This window comes from Dialister invisus DSM 15470 (assembly GCF_000160055.1).
In the GTDB taxonomy this organism is placed as follows: domain Bacteria; phylum Bacillota; class Negativicutes; order Veillonellales; family Dialisteraceae; genus Dialister; species Dialister invisus.
The window spans coordinates 1,793,632-1,809,032 of record NZ_GG698602.1; the positions used below are offsets into that span (position 1 = coordinate 1,793,632).

Annotated in this window: 14 protein-coding genes; 7 read left to right on the top strand and 7 right to left on the bottom strand. The window is 45.8% G+C overall.

What is annotated here, in order from left to right:
* Positions 1–23: 23 nt before the first annotated feature.
* From GCWU000321_RS08670 to GCWU000321_RS08695, 6 genes are all read right to left on the bottom strand, one after another.
* Positions 24–701 (bottom strand): hypothetical protein, encoded by a 678-nt coding sequence (locus tag GCWU000321_RS08670; protein WP_007070859.1) that lies wholly within the window; start codon positions 699–701, stop codon positions 24–26.
* Positions 702–716: 15 nt separating this feature from the next.
* Positions 717–1,421, bottom strand: a complete 705-nt coding sequence (locus GCWU000321_RS08675) for a DUF5058 family protein (RefSeq protein ID WP_007070860.1) — start codon at positions 1,419–1,421, stop codon at positions 717–719.
* Between the two features lie 488 nt (positions 1,422–1,909).
* Positions 1,910–2,725 carry a hypothetical protein gene (locus GCWU000321_RS08680; RefSeq protein ID WP_156777764.1) on the bottom strand — a complete coding sequence of 272 codons (816 nt, stop codon included), beginning with the start codon at positions 2,723–2,725 and terminating at the stop codon, positions 1,910–1,912.
* A 193-nt stretch (positions 2,726–2,918) separates the two neighbouring features.
* Positions 2,919–3,185: a barstar family protein gene (locus GCWU000321_RS08685; RefSeq protein WP_007070863.1), complete on the bottom strand. Its 267-nt coding sequence runs from the start codon at positions 3,183–3,185 to the stop codon at positions 2,919–2,921.
* Between the two features lie 11 nt (positions 3,186–3,196).
* Entirely contained in the window at positions 3,197–3,865 is a 669-nt protein-coding gene (locus tag GCWU000321_RS09525; RefSeq protein WP_007070864.1) for a ribonuclease domain-containing protein, read from the bottom strand.
* 24 nt (positions 3,866–3,889) lie between these two features.
* Complete coding sequence (locus GCWU000321_RS08695) at positions 3,890–4,804, bottom strand: LysR family transcriptional regulator (protein WP_007070865.1); 915 nt, start codon at positions 4,802–4,804, stop codon at positions 3,890–3,892.
* A 254-nt stretch (positions 4,805–5,058) separates the two neighbouring features.
* Between GCWU000321_RS08695 and fsa the strand changes: the two genes are divergently transcribed.
* Together fsa and GCWU000321_RS08705 are read left to right on the top strand one after the other, a co-directional pair.
* On the top strand, positions 5,059–5,703 hold the full coding sequence (gene fsa, locus GCWU000321_RS08700) for a fructose-6-phosphate aldolase (protein WP_007070866.1): 645 nt from the start codon (positions 5,059–5,061) through the stop codon (positions 5,701–5,703).
* Between the two features lie 116 nt (positions 5,704–5,819).
* Positions 5,820–6,839, top strand: a complete 1,020-nt coding sequence (locus GCWU000321_RS08705; protein WP_007070867.1) for a uroporphyrinogen decarboxylase family protein — start codon at positions 5,820–5,822, stop codon at positions 6,837–6,839.
* 104 nt (positions 6,840–6,943) lie between these two features.
* On the opposite strand, the gene GCWU000321_RS08710 is transcribed toward GCWU000321_RS08705, so the two are convergent.
* A complete protein-coding gene (locus GCWU000321_RS08710) occupies positions 6,944–8,527 on the bottom strand; it encodes a hypothetical protein (protein WP_156777765.1) in 1,584 nt (527 codons plus the stop codon).
* 148 nt (positions 8,528–8,675) lie between these two features.
* On the opposite strand from GCWU000321_RS08710, the gene GCWU000321_RS08715 reads away from it, so the two are divergent.
* From GCWU000321_RS08715 to GCWU000321_RS08735, 5 genes are read left to right on the top strand one after another with little or no spacing between them, the layout of a single operon-like run.
* Positions 8,676–9,515, top strand: coding sequence for a deoxyribonuclease IV (locus GCWU000321_RS08715; protein WP_040381596.1), 840 nt, complete (start codon positions 8,676–8,678; stop codon positions 9,513–9,515).
* 1 nt (position 9,516) lies between these two features.
* Positions 9,517–11,130: a DUF4153 domain-containing protein gene (locus GCWU000321_RS08720; protein WP_007070870.1), complete on the top strand. Its 1,614-nt coding sequence runs from the start codon at positions 9,517–9,519 to the stop codon at positions 11,128–11,130.
* Positions 11,131–11,143: 13 nt separating this feature from the next.
* On the top strand, positions 11,144–12,274 hold the full coding sequence (locus GCWU000321_RS08725; RefSeq protein WP_040381598.1) for an exonuclease SbcCD subunit D: 1,131 nt from the start codon (positions 11,144–11,146) through the stop codon (positions 12,272–12,274).
* Positions 12,274–14,916, top strand: coding sequence for an AAA family ATPase (locus GCWU000321_RS08730; protein ID WP_007070872.1), 2,643 nt, complete (start codon positions 12,274–12,276; stop codon positions 14,914–14,916). Before GCWU000321_RS08725 ends, GCWU000321_RS08730 begins: the two co-directional genes overlap by 1 nt.
* The gene (locus GCWU000321_RS08735) at positions 14,917–15,336 is read left to right on the top strand and encodes a hypothetical protein (RefSeq protein ID WP_007070873.1); all 420 of its coding nucleotides are present in this window, start codon (positions 14,917–14,919) and stop codon (positions 15,334–15,336) included.
* Positions 15,337–15,401 lie beyond the last annotated feature (65 nt).

Consider the following 15,401-nt stretch of genomic DNA (forward strand, 5'->3'; position numbering starts at 1 on the left):
TGTGATTCTATTAGAATACTGGATCAAGCCCCGGTCTTCTGTGTTGTTATGAAGTATATACGGGCAATGATGACTGCTAAGATAATGTTGAGGAGCATAATTAGTCCACCAGGGATGCCGATTATGGGGAAGAGCATTTTGCCTGCAATAGAGGAAATCATGATAATGGCGCCTAATATAATATTTTTACTTGCTAAAGAAGCATAAACAGCGCCCAAGACACAGGGGAGAACAAATCCAAACGCTTTCAAAACAACTTTCGGCATAAGGGGCATAATGGAAGCACCGATCAGAGTGAAAAGTGTAATCATGCAAACAGATACAATGATGGAACCGCCAATACCCACGGTGGAGATGACTTGCGCTTTGGGTGTGCCCTGTTCTGCATTGGTTACGTTCTGTGCCATCGTAGCGGCGGGAATACGGATTTCACCGACATTGCCGACGATCCAGCACATGAAGCTGCCAGCCATATTTGCCATGGGAAAGAAGGAGATCGGTTGTACAAAGTAGCCGACGCCGAAGGCAGATGCAGCTGCTACCCAAAGGGTAAGAAGATCACCTATTGCAGGGAATACACCAGTGGTAATGGATGCATAAACAGCGGGGACAAAGTTGCAAAGCAAGGCAATGGTAACGAAGACGTACCCCAATGTCTTAATAGAGGAGTTAAATTTATTCAATGCTGTTTGTTCATTCATAATAGATACCTCCGGCTAAAAGAAAAATGCGGCAACAAACATTCCAACTAACATTGCAATGCCAAGGCTGAATTCTTGGAGTCGTTTATACTTGGCAAATGCTTTACCAATAATGAGCATAACAACGAAAGAAATAAGTGCGGCATACAAATTATTAAGGCTGATTGTTTTCTTGATAATGGAATTGGAAAGCAAGGTGGCGAACAAACCAAAAGAAGCGGCTGCCATCAGTAATTTAATCCAAGTGGCGTTAAAGTTTTCTTTCAGATAGATGACTGCTTTGTCCAGGAAGGGTGCACCATAACCACCGATGATAATCCAGCCTGAGTTATTTAATGCTGCTCCCCAGAGAATAAATACGAAACCAGCCAAGGAGAGCGCATTTCCTTCGATGGAAGAACCAGCCATATTGGCGGATATTTGTGCCATAGCTAATTCAGTTCGTGCAGCACCGATATCGTTCATACGCATCCATGCTGTAGGCCCGCCAATAGTTGCCATTAAAGCAATGAGGACGATGACTGGTGCAAAGGAGGGGCCGATAGCGGTAATCATAGATGAACGGAGACCTGCTATACACTCGGTTTTTTCCATGCCCATTTCTTCGGCGGCTTTAAACGCCTGGCGCATAAATACAGCCGCCATGATGAGAATATTGATGATCATAAAACTGGACATAATCCACATCATGGGAGAATTCATAAATTCTTTGACATCCATTTTAGGAAACTCCTTTCAATATAAGTACAATTTAAGTGAAAATGAAATATGTACCGGTGTCTGGTTGTCGAAGCGAGGGGCCTCCTTTCTGTAAATAACTTAATATTCTTTAATTTCTTTCTTATCATAACTAAAAATGAATGAGGATTGTAAAAAATAGGGATAAGTTGCAGAAAAGAGAGTATGACAGGTTGAAGATAATAAGATAAAAATAGATATCTTATATATTACTTTCTCTATAAACCAGATATAGAAATGCTACTGTAGATATATTTGTTTATGACTTTAAAGAACTGAAATAAGAAATTATATCCATTACTACCATTATTACAGAGTAAAAAACTTGAATGAGTAAGTTTGGTAGAGTATCAAATATATTGTATTGGTTCATGGAAAAAAGCATAGCAGTAATTTCTGCTATGCTTTTTCCATGGCTTTATGGGGTCGCCTTGAATCAAGAGGTTTTTAATTATGCAACAATAGGAACATTATTCTTTTTCATCCTGAGAAGGGGTATTTACCGTGCGGATAATCCATTTTTCGCCGCCGGTAAATCTGGAATTATGCTTTTCTGCAGCGTATTCGTATCTTTTATTCAAATCGGCGACAGCCTTTTCCAGCGATTCCAAAGTATGGATGACTGATTCGGCACGCATGTCACAGCGGCAGACCGGACAGGCGGGCGGTGTAAAATATCTGCTGTTGATTTTTGAACGGCATACGGGGCAGGAAACAAATTCCGTACGAAACTTCCGCATGGCCTGATCGTTTTTATATTCTTCAAGGCGTGCCTTTTTGTCGTCCAGCCGTTTTTTTAAAGACACCATCCGGGGAGACGGTTCGATTCCGATTTTATACTTGACCGCATACGTGGTAGGAACCGTTTTCAAATAAGCAAGAGCCTGGTTTTTGGTATTGAAGATTTTTTCCTTAAATACAAGACCCCTGAAGATGTGGTTGGCTTCTCTTTTGGTGAACCCTTCTGCCACCATGTGCTCTTTCATATCGTCACGGATCCATTGTGACGGTTTTGTAATATCATACTCCCAGAATTTTTCCGTCCATGCGGGTGTTGCTGAAACGGGACAGTCTTTCAGCTGCGGAACCGGTATTTCTTCTTTTTCGGGCGCCGTTTCAGGTTTGATTGCTTTTACAGCCGTTACCGCCGATTCTTTCCCTCTTCCGTCCTTCGGTGCGGCATCTTCCGTTTTTTCATTCTTTTGTTCTTTTTTGTCAGTTTTCTTTTCTTCTGCCGGGAAAAGATCAAAGAGAGAAGTCTCTTCAAAATCAGGATTCTGTGACATAGCAAACTCCCATCTATCAGAATATAAGTCAATCATATCATGGATAGGCGGAAGGGGGAACTGTTTTTAGCAAAACATATTTCCCAAGATAAAACCGGTTTCCATCATTCATATGGGACGGAATATCTCCTGCTGCTTAAAAGTATTTCACAAAAAAATATCCGGCAGGGGCAGTGCCGGATGTAGAAAAGGATTACTCGAAGTTTACTTGTAATTTTTTGTTTTCTTTAGCAGCGTCATGAAAAACGGCAATCATTGTTTTTCCATATTCCCCAAGGTAGCCGTCCGAAGCGATTACGCGGGGAACGGTAATCGTGGTTTTCGTAATGATTTCACAGAGACAGTCGTAGAGGGCATCTAAGTTCCTGCCGTAATAGTCCGGGAGATGAAGTATTTCCTTCAGGTAGGTGTGGGCTGTTTCTCTTGTTTTGAAGTTTTCAGGAGCAAGTCTGATCTGCATAGGACAATCTCTTAATATATTTTTTCAAAATCCTGATAGTGGGATGAGGTGTAGTAGATAAGGCCATCGTTGGAGAAACAGATACGTTTTGCGTTCCTGTTCCCCCTGACGTAGTCAATGTCGCATTCTTTCCAGCTGCGCCCCGGAGCGTCAGGGAGGATTTTTTCATAATTGCTGAAGCGGTCGCCGCCGATGCTTTTTCCCGGAGCGACTTGATCAAGTGTCCCCTTATCTTTCCATCCTAAGCTTCTGGCTTCCGCCTTGGTGATATAGTTGGGCGGCAGTTTCCTGTAGATATGGATATATGCCGCTACATGATCTTTATCGGTATAGGCCTGATCCGATTCTACACGGATTTCCGCGTTGCCCGGACTTTTTGCGCTGAATTGTTCACCGCTTTGGGAAACTGACGTGGAGCCTGTGTAACTTTGTCGACTGATTTTTTCTTTGTTCGTGCTCCCTTTGTTAGCATTTTCACTGCTCTGAACAGCATCGGAATCCGTGTAGATTTTATTCTGCCTGATGCGGCTTTTTGATTTATCTGCACTTCCTGTATCTGATCTTTCAACGCTTTGAACGGCCGGCGCGGAAGAGGCGCCATGCTGCTGTCCTCCTCCACAGGCGGTAAGGAGTCCGAGGGAAAGAAAGACAGTTAAGATGGCGGCGAAAAATTTTTTCATGGAAAGCTCCTTTATGGCAGATGGTTATATAGAACTGTTTACACCGGCATATTGTTCGGCGAAACGTTTAAAGTTTTTAATGAAATAATTTTTCAGTTCTTCTGCCGGCGGAGTGAGGGGTGTGTTTTCGTCCCATGACAGGCTGATGTACCGCTGGCAGCCTGGGGTAGCGATAGGAACAAGTGCTACATGGTCGCCGCCGACGCCGTACCAGGTGATTCTCGGTGCAAAGGAGACGCCGAGACCCGCTTTGATAAATTCCCGTACGGTGCCGGGGTTGTCGCTCTCCAGAATGACATGAGGAGTGAAACCTGCCGCCCTGCAGTAAAAGTCTGTAATATTTCTTAAAGCGACGCCTTGCTGGAGCGTGATGAAATCCGCTTTTTCAAAGTCTGCCAGATTAACCGAGGCATGGGAGGCAAGCGGATTCGTATCGGGCATGGCGAGAAGGATGTCTTCTTTCAGGAGTGTGATGGAATGATCCGTATCAATGGGGTTGATACTGCTTGACAGGTACAGATCCACACGGGAGTGATGGTTTATTTCCTGACGGTCCCGCTGCTGGATGATTTCGAAACGGATATGGGGATGTTCTTTTTTAAATTCCGTAAGGAATGCCGGAATAATCATGGATGCGGCGAAAATGGAAATCGTCACTGTCATGTCCTGTGCTTCTTTGGTGTCTTCCAGCTCTTTCTGCGCATGCTTAAGTTCGCTCATAATCCTGTTTGTATGGCTGAGAAGGATTTCTCCGTACTTGGTGAGGACGATGTTTCTTCCGGATCGGCGAAACAGGGGGACGCCCAACTCCTGCTCCAGCATTTTAATGGTGTGGGACAGAGACGGCTGGGAAATGTGAAGCGCTTCCGCCGCGTGGGTCAGATGCTGGAGCTCTGCGGTCTTTTGGAAATAGGTCAATGCAAGAAGCGTGAGTTTCATAAAAGCCTCCTCGGCATAATATATAATTTGTTACTTATATATAAATTATACGCTTTACTCTATAAATGTCCAATAGCTCATGGAATCCTTTTATCAAAGGTTATGAATATTTCATAAGTCATGAGACAATCTATTAATTGAGAAGACAATACAATTAATTGAAGAATCTGGAGTGGTAAAGAAAAGGAATAAGCAGTATCATAATGATATTATGACAAGCCGGAGGCTCCGGCAGGAAATGAAGGAGCGAGAAAATGAAAATATTTATTGATACGGCTGACGTGGAGGCCATCCGCAGAGCGAAAGCGATGGGATTCGTTTCCGGAGTGACGACAAATCCGTCACTAATCGCGGCGGAAGGAAAGGATTTCCATACGGTGATTAAAGAAATCGCATCGATTGTGGACGGTCCGGTATCAGCGGAAGTCCTTTCTGAAACAGCAGAAGAGATGATTGCTGAAGGACAGGTTCTCGCCGGACTTGATCCCCATGTGGTCGTGAAAATTCCCATGACGGGAGAAGGCATGAAAGCGGTGAGTGCCCTGTCTGACATGGGGATCCGTTCTAACGTGACTTTGATTTTCTCGGCGGGGCAGGCACTGCTGGCAGCCCGTGCAGGGGCGTCTTATGTCAGTCCCTTTGTGGGACGTATCGATGATATCGGCTGGGACGGCGTAGAACTGATTCGGACGATTGCCGATATATTTCGTCTCCACAAGATCAAAACGGAAATCATTGCTGCCTCTGTCCGCAAGCCGCAGCATGTGGCACAATGTGCCCTGGCGGGGGCAGATATTGCCACTGTTCCGTACCAGGTGCTTATGGACACTCTTAAGCATCCGCTTACCGACATCGGCATTGCCCGTTTTAAAGCGGACTGGGAAAAAGCACATAAGTAAGACAAAGCGCCTTTCATAGGGAAGGGCGTTTTCATTTGGAAAGATTCTATATTTCAGGAGAAATCGTTATAATAAAAGAAATCAAATGAATTGTCCGGTTCCCTTTTGGAGGAAATATGAAAAAGAAAATCACCGTGATGACTAAAATGGAAAGAATTGCCGCCGCTATCCGCGGGGATGATGTCGATACGGTTCCGTATTCTTTGTGGTCCCACTTGCCGCTTATTGATTTGGATCCGGTAAAAAATGCGGAGCAGACTTACGGTTTTTGTAAAACGTACGATGTGGATATTCTAAAGACGATGAACAACGGCATGTACAGCGTTGAAGATTTTGGTGCCGTGGCGGACTACTCGGAAATCGCTGGTGGCGGCGCGGCAAAAATCGTTTCTACACCTGTCCACAGACCAAAGGATTGGCTTGATTTGGAACCGGTATCGGTGAATGCGGGTGCTCTGGCAAGAGAACAGGAATATCTGCGGCTTCTTCTGGATAAGACAAGAGGCACAGTGCCGGTGATTTTTACCGTGTTCAGTCCTTTGACGACGGCATATAAACTCTGTCCCGACTTGATGAGACATGTGGCAGAGGGATTTGGAGAAGAAGTCAAGGCGGGACTTCGGGCGATTACGGAGAGCACCTGCGCTTTGGTGCAGCGGGTCATTGAAATGGGGGCGGACGGCATTTTCTTTGCGACCCAGCTTTCATCATATGCGGCCGGAGAAGAGGATTTTTACCGTGAGTACGGTATGCCTTATGATCTGGCGGTGCTTTCCGCATCATCAGGGTGGTGCAATGTGCTCCACGCTCACGGGAAAGACATCATGTTTCCCCTGCTCAGGAAGTATCCGGTGCAGATTTTCAACTGGCATGCCTGGGAATCTTTGCCTGAAATCGGCGAGGCGCAGGCGCTTACGGGGAAATGCATCATGGCAGGGCTGGAGCGGATGGATATCACCGGCGGCAGAAAGAATGAGATCGAATACCGCATTTATAAAACGCTCAGGCAGACAGGGGGACGGAAAATTATTTTATCTCCCGGCTGTGTGATCCGCTATCCGCTTAATGAAGAGATACTTGCTTTTGTGCGGAAAGCAAAAAATGAAATTGAGGAAAAGCTCCTGAAAGCCAGATAAGGGAATAAAGTGCACGATCCTGCATCCATTCTTGTGGAGCAGGATTTTTTGTAAGAAAGCAATCAAAAACACCTCCCGTGAAGAGAGGCGTTCTTTTGCACTGTTTATGCTTTCATGACTGTACCGTCAGCCAGGGTAATAGTATAACCGTTGTAGTTGATCGTCCCTAAGTTGTAGAGGCTTGTCAGCGTGGAGTTGCCTGTAAGGTTCCATGTGGAGCCTGCCGCTATGAAGACATCGGCGTTTGTTTTGTACTTTTCGCCGCCTTCCGCATTGGGGACGATGGAAATCATTCCGTTAAAGGTGGAATTATTCTTCAGCGTCATGTTGATGTTGGAAATGGAGTCGACAGAAATATTTCCGGTGAGAACCTGATTGTCTGCGACAAGTTCCACATGGCCGCCGTTGCGTCCCGGCGTACCCCAGCCGTTTGCGCCGTCATTGCCTGCGACGGTAATAAGGTTTGCCGCAGGGTCGTCCATGGTGATCGCGGTACCGTTTAAGGAGATTTTACCGTGGGTGGCGGTTACATAGAACATGCCGCCTTTGTGGGAAATAAGAGAACCGCCGCGGACATCGAAATGCTGGGTGCCCATGGTGCCGATATCTTTTTCATCAGAGAAGAGAACGATATTGTAAGGAATGGTATCCGCTGTTTCTTTTCCTTCAAGGATCGTGCCCGAAAGGGTGATTGTATTATTTCCTTTAAGAACGGCTGCTTTTGCGTTCAGTGCGTTTACGGAAGCATTGGTGACGGTAACGTCGCCTTTGGAATAAATGCCCTGCGACATAGCACCGGAAGTGGTAAAGGAGCCGCCGTCCGCGATGAGGATACCGCCCCCGTCAGCAATCATGATGGCAGGAGAACTGTCACCTGTGGTAGAAACGGTGGAGTTTTCCACTTTCATCATGGCACGGGCGGAAACAGCGGTGCCGGCGGAATTATTTCCCGTAGTAACAACGGAAGAATCCTTCAGGCTGATATAGGTGCTCTTGCTGTAACCGTAAGCGCCTGTCGATCCAATGCCGGAAGAGGAAATACGGGCGCCCGTCATCGCCGCGCGTCCGCCGTGGGTGGCAAGGAAAGCGGCATTCTGTCCGTAAAGCCTGGAACTGTCTACATCGGTAGAATCACCTGTTTTTGTAATCTGTGTGTTGGGGGCGGTAATGTATGCCATGGGGACACGGAGAGCATTTTCATCTGCTTTATCAGAAGTGTAAACTCCATTTTCATAGTTCCCGTCGCTGGAGAGCTCATTGGCTGCTTCGCCCTGGCTGATGGTGTATTTTTTTACCGGCGGGGAAACCGGTTCGGGTTCCGTTTCTGGTTCGGGCTCTTCTGCCGGTTCCGGTTCTGCGGCCGGTTGTTCGACAACCGGCTTCGGTGCCTCGGGGGAAAGATTCTTAAAGGTACCCGACTCTACGGAAGCCTGTACGTCAGCTACTGTCATGTCAAGGCCTTTCAGCAGGGCGTCTGTATAATTCACATCACCCGCAGGGGCCGCTGCAGCGGGAGCAGGAGCGCTTTGCTCTCCCTTCTTTTCCGCTTTTTCCAAGTCTTTCATTTTTTGAACGGCAGCACGGTATGGATCCAGGGGGGTACTGCCTGCCTGTGGGGCAGCAGTGGCGGAAATACAGCCGGAAAGAGCCAGCGTGCAGAGAAGGGCAGTCATTTTTGTATGTTTCATAATAACCTCACTTTTGACAAATTTTTGGATGTCCATTTTTGAGTATAATATAACATTCTTATTTTACAACATCAGGAAAAGATTGTCATTTTTGTCAAGGGAAAGGAAAGTTCTGATATAATAAAAAGAAAATAAAATGGAGGTGGCCATGTTTACCATAGGGTGCCACTTGTCGGTTACAAAAGGATTTTACCATATGGCGAGGACGGCGACGGAACTCGGAGCGAATACGTTCCAGTTTTTTCCCCGCAATCCCCGGGGCGGGGCGGCAAAACCGTTAGCAAAGGAAGATATAAGGCAGCTGGAAGAATGGATGGATACCCACGGTTTCGGAGAGATACTTTGCCATGGCGCCTATACGATGAACGGCGCGTCAACGAAAGAAGAAGTCAGAGAGTTCGCGCGGACTGCTATCAGGGAAGATCTGGCAAAGGTGTCCCTTCTGCCGCGGTGTCTTTATAATTTCCATCCCGGCGCCCATCTGAAACAGGGGACGGCTGTTGCCATTCCTCTCATTGCGGATATGGTGAATTATGCTATGGATCAGGAAGGCCTGAATACTACCGTGCTTTTTGAAACGATGGCGGGAAAGGGGACGGAAGTGGGCCGTACGTTTGAGGAGCTGGCGGAAATAATTTCCCGTGTAGAAAGAAAAGACCATGTCGGTGTCTGTCTGGATACCTGCCATGTGTATGACGGCGGCTATGACATCGTGAATGATCTGAACGGCGTTCTGAAACGGTTTGATCAAATTGTCGGACTGGAAAAGTTGAAAGCAGTCCATCTGAATGATGATAAGAATCCTTTGGGCAGCCATAAGGACAGACATGAGAAAATAGGAGAAGGGACGATCGGCACAGAGGCTTTCGCGCGGATCATCAATCATCCGGCCATGAGGGAATTGCCGTTTTTTCTGGAAACACCTAACGAACTTCCGGGATATAAAAAGGAAATTGCTTTGCTGCGTTCTCTTCGGCAGGAGGAATAAGATGAATGAAAGAATAAAAATAAAAGTGAAACAGATGCTGGACCGCGGCGCAAAAGGGCTGCTCCGTTTCCGCACGGCATTTCTTTTTTCCCTGTTTCTTTTTCTTATCGTTTTCTGCCGTGTGGCGTACATGCCCGGCGAAACGAGCTTTGATGAATTGTTTCCTGTTTCTCTGGGATATATTCTGATTTCCCTTGGATCTACAATTTTATTTTCCGTACTTTGGCGGCTTCTGCTTGAATGGAAGCATAAGGTTTCCCTGCTTTATGAGGCGGTAAATATTCCCGCACTGGCAGGATTTTATTTTCTCTGGCATATGATGCCGATGAATCATTACTTTGCCATGTATGTGGCAGGTCTTTCCTTTTCTCTGCCATGTCTGTGTCTTTTCCTCTTGCAAAGGCAGATGGCAACAGGGTTGTTTCCTCACGTTTTTGTGTCTTTTGTCCAAGCGTTCGGAATTGCTGTTTTGACGATGGGGCTGGGTGGAATCTGTCTTCTGGGCATTAACGCGCTCCTCGTTCCTATAGCTTGGAACTGGGGATATGCTTTATGTGCATTTTCTTTTGTGCTTGTCGGGATCAATGTATTTTTGTCCTGCTTTCCCTCTGAAAAGGAATGCCCGCGTTCCGCCTCTTTCCTGTACTTGCTGAAACGGGTATTTCTGCCGGCTTATGTAATTCTGCTGGCGATTCTTTACGGATATATAGGGAAAATCCTGTTTCTTTGGGAAATGCCTGTGGGGAAAATGAACTGGTATGCTTCCTTTGCTGTCGCCGTTTTCAGTTTATTTTATTTCTGCCTGTATGAAGAGACAGACAATGGCAGCAGACGGTTTCTGAAATATGGCGCATTGGCGCTTTTCCCCGTCATGGTTGTGCAGGCGCTTGGTATTTATATCCGTTTTGAGGCTTATGGATTGACGGCGGCGCGGTATGCTTCGATGATATGCAGCGGATTTGGTCTGGCGGTCATCGCGTTTGCCTTTTTCCGCAGAGCCGCCTGCCCGCTTTTTCTTTTGGCGGGGATTATTGGCGTCCTGTGCAGCATGACCCCGCTGAATCTTATTGATGTGCCTGTTTATGACCAGGGACGCCGCCTGGAAAGGGTACTGGTAAAAAATCAAATGATAAGCGATGGAAATCTAAAACTGCCGGTCTCTATTTCTGAAGAAGATGCGGAAGTACTGCGGAGCGCTTATGATTATCTAAAGTACAGTGAAGGGGCATGGCGCTTTCCTGTGGTGGAACAGCTGAGAAATGATGACCGCTTCACAGAACTGCTGGGATCTGACTATGATCAAAGACGGGTAATCCGCAGCTATGAATGGAATGAAATTCCTGTCACCGGATACCGGCGGCTTATTCATTTCAGATCGGATACAACGGAAAACCATGGGGAACTTCTTATCACCAATGGGGATGAAATGATCCGTCTGGACATCCGGCCGTATTTGCAGGAAATAAAGGAAAAAGGAGCGGGCGGACAAAAGGGAACGGCGGAAAATATGATGTACCGTGTAAATGAAAACCGGATTCTCCGTTTTGTCTGGATCAATTATCATTGGGGGAAAGAGCCACACTTTATGAGTGAAGGGTACTTATTGGAAAAATAAGGATGGGAATATTATGAAGTTTATCCATACTGCCGACTGGCATCTGGGGAAATTATTTTACGGGGAATATCTTACGGAAGAACAGGAATGGATTCTGAAAAATCAATTTCTGCCTTTGATAGATGAAGAGAAGCCGGATGTCATCCTGCTGGCAGGAGATGTGTATGACCGTTCCGTTCCGCCGGCGGAAGCGGTGGAGCTTTTTGATGAAATGGTTTCTGAAATCACAGGAAAGCGGAAAATCCCTTTTATCGTAATCAGCGGCAACCATGACAGCGCTGAAAGACTGTCTTTTGCCAGCCGCATTCTACGCGGCACCGGATTATTCCTTTGCGGTGACTTGTACCACACTTTAGAGCCTGTCGTATTGAAGGATGATGATGGTGAAGTGGCATTTGCCCCTCTTCCCTATGCGGAACCGGGGAAGGTGCGGGAAGCGCTTTCCGCCGATGTCCATACTCATGAGGAAGCGGAACGGGTGCTCTCGGATTTCCTTTTACGGCAGATAGGACATGCGGCAAGGAAAGTCGCCATTGCCCATGAATTTGTGGCGGGCGGCTCTGCGAGTGACTCGGAGCGGCCTCTTTCAATCGGGGGGACGGATCTTATCAGCGCGGATATATTTGCGCCGTACAATTATACGGCACTGGGACATCTTCATGGCCCTCAGCAGGCGGGGGGGAAGGAAAATGTCCGCTATAGCGGAAGTCTTTTGAAATATTCTTTCAGCGAAGCCACCCAGAAAAAAGGAGTCATTGTAGGAGAAATAGACGGAGCAGGGCAGGTAAAGACCACATTCATTTCTCTTTCACCCCGTCATGACGTACGTATCATAAAAGGTTTTTTTGATGATCTTATCAAGGGAGAAAGTGAGGATTTCCTCATGGCGGAGCTCTTGGATGAAGGGCCTGTCATTGATGCTATGGCGCGGCTCCGTCAAAAATATCCCCGTATGATGACGATACAGTCCCATCGCAGGATGAACAGCGGAAGCGGGGAAAGAAGCTTTGACCTCATGAAAAAGGTAGATCCTTTGGATATGTTCCGCGTTTTTTATAAGGAATTCCAGGATAAAGAATTTACGGAAGAAGAGGAAAACTACATGAAGGAACTGTGGGAAGATCTGCGGAAGGAGGACGACTGATGAGACCGGAACGACTCAGGCTCAGTGCTTTCGGCCCTTATGCAGGCCAGGAGGATTTGGATTTCTCCGCTCTGGGGAATCATACGCTCTTTCTCATTTGCGGTCCTACCGGCGCAGGGAAATCCACCATCCTTGACGCCATGTGCTACGCGCTCTATGGAAAAACCAGCGGCGCCGTCCGATCGGGAGAAGATTTGCGGAGCAACTATGTGGGATATGACCGAAAAACCTATGTGGAATTCGATTTTGCCATAGGAGACAGGCATTACCGTATCTATCGAAGTCCCACGCAGCTGCTGGAGCGGCAGAAGGGGAACAGGAGCAAGCCTGTAGAGCATAAAGGGAAAGCGGACTTTTATGAAATAGATGAAGAAGGAAGAGAAAAAGCCCATATTACTTCAAAGGGGGTAGACAGTGCTGTAGAAGAGCTGCTCGGTGTCGGATTGGAACAGTTCCGGCAGATTATCCTGCTGCCCCAGGGAGATTTTCGTAAACTGTTGTTGGCAGATTCGTCGGACCGGCAGAAAATCATGGAACAACTTTTCCAAACAGGTATTTACCTTGCTTTTGAAAAGAAATTACAGGAAGAAACAAAAAAGCTGGAAAGTGATTATGAACAGGGGAAACAGACAAGAGTGACTTTACTTGAAACTTGTCATGTGGAAGAAGATGATGCATTAAAAGGAAAAATTGAGGAGAATAAAAAACTTTTGTCTGAAAAGGAGAAAGTGACGAAAGCTTTATCGATAAAACAGGAGACTTTCCAAAAGGAGTATGCAGGGGCAAGCAAACTTTTTGATGCTTTCGGACGCATGGAAAAAGCAATTGAACAATTGAAACAGTTGGAACGCGGGAAAAAGGAAAATATCGAACTTCGGGAAACTGTAAAAATGATAAAAGCATCCCAGCTGGTATCGGAAGAGTGGGCTGCTGCTGAAAGTACAAGACAGCAGTGGAAAAAGATTAATGCTGCTTTGGAATCTATTCTTAAAGGACTGCCTGAAAAAGAAAAAGCAAAAGAGGCGGCTGATAAAGAGCTTGAACTATTAAAAAAACAAGAAGTGGATCAGAAGAAAAAAATAGAAGCTAAAGGGAAATTAAACCAATATCGTGATTCGGCGGCATCTTACGGAAAAGCAGCAGGTGATGTAGAAAAGTATAAAAAAATATATGAAACCGCTGTAAAAGAAGAAAAGCAGCTTCAGGAAAAAGCGGCAGTTTCAGAAAAACAGGTGGAAGAAGTTCGTAAAAATTGGCTTTGTCGGAACCAAATGTTTTTAAATGGACAGGCTTTTGTGCTGGCTGGAAAGTTGGAGTCCGGCAAGCCTTGTCCGGTTTGCGGCGCTTTGGAACATCCTCATCCTGCGCTGTCCGGAGATGACCATGTGACGGAAAAAGATGTAAAAGATGCAGAATTTCTGATGAAAAAAGCGGAAGCGGCAAGTAAAGAGGATCAACAAAAAGTTGAAGAATACAGAATAAAAAAAGTTGTAGTTGCCAAAGGAGATCTGGATAGATCCGCTGCCGTTTTGGATGAGCTTGAAAAGACACTTCCTGATGGATATAGAGATTTAAAAATCCTGGAAAAAGAAATAGAGAAAATCCAAAAAGAAATTGATACATTCGAAAAGGCTTTAGCATCAGCAGAAAAGATACAAAAAGAAGCGGAATTATTATTTCAAAATAGCAGCAAACAAAAAGAAATTTTGGGAGAACAGGAAAAAGAGCTCCGCGAAAAGTCAGAGGAACAGGTTAAGCTGCTCCGGGAAAAAGTGGCGCGGGCAGGCTTTGAAAGTTTGAAACAATGCGATGAATACAGAAAAGAACAAAATAATCTGGCAGGCTACGAAAAATCGTTAAGCGCTTATGACCGGGCTGTCCATGCGGAAAACGAAAAAATTAAAGATGAAACGGCGGCTACTAAAGATCAGATTAAGCCGGATATGAAGATTTGGGAAGAAAAGCGGTTAGCATTGCTGAATGAAATAGAAACGGTAACCACTGAAAAAGCGGCTATGGAAACGGAATTAAAACAGCAACAGGAAACTTTGGATAAATTGGTAAAATTAGCAGAAAAGCAAAAGGAAATTGACAAGAAATATAAACTTATTTCTAATTTGTGGAATATTGCCAGAGGAAAAGATACAGGAATCAATTTGGAACGCTTTGTTTTGGGAGCGTTGCTTGATGCAGTCACGGAAAAAGCCAACTTGCGCCTTATGGAAATGAGCGGCAGCCGTTACGAATTGCTTCGGAAAAGAGGGGAAAGAGCGGATGCCAGAAAAACAGCAGGCTTGGATTTGGAAGTGTATGATGCCAATACGGGTAGGGCAAGACCGGCGGCCACCCTTTCCGGCGGGGAAACATTCCTTGCTTCCCTTTCTCTGGCTCTCGGCTTGGCGGATGTGGTGCAGGAATATGCCGGCGGTGTCCATTTGGATGCCATGTTTATTGATGAAGGTTTCGGCAGTCTGGATTCCGAATCCCTTGATCTTGCCATGAAGACACTGCAGGAATTGAAAGGGCAGAACCGCCTGATCGGACTGATCTCCCATGTGGGAGGATTGGAAGAACGTATTCCCGCCAAGTTGAGGGTGACGAAAACACAGACAGGGAGCACGGCAGCTTTTGAGGTGGGATAAGTGGATGGATACATATTAATTTATTTCGTGGCATGTGCTGTTTCTACTTTGTTGTGGGTGTTTAGAAAAATTCACATAGGTGGCAGTGTATTTGATCTTACTTGGAAAATTATTGCCATACGTCTTTGTATAGCACTTTTAGGGTCATCAATTACGATATATTTTTTGATTGGGGTGTGCATGTGGAAGTTGGCAATTGAAGGCTTCTTTACCGCGGCTATATTACTCATTATAACTTTTGGGCTTAATTTTTTGTTATTCGCGGAAACAAGAAAAGTTGTTTTACAAAACAGCACTGCTGATAATTTGCCGTATATGGAAGAAAAGTTGAAGAAAGAAAAGTTCGGGTTGCAGCTGGTGGCAGCTATGTGGGGTGTATTTATTTTTATTGCGACGCTGGGGATACTATTGCCCCAGTAACGGGAAAAGGAAGAGATGGTGTCTTTATTGACAACAAGTCTTCCTTTTTGCATACTGTGAATTTA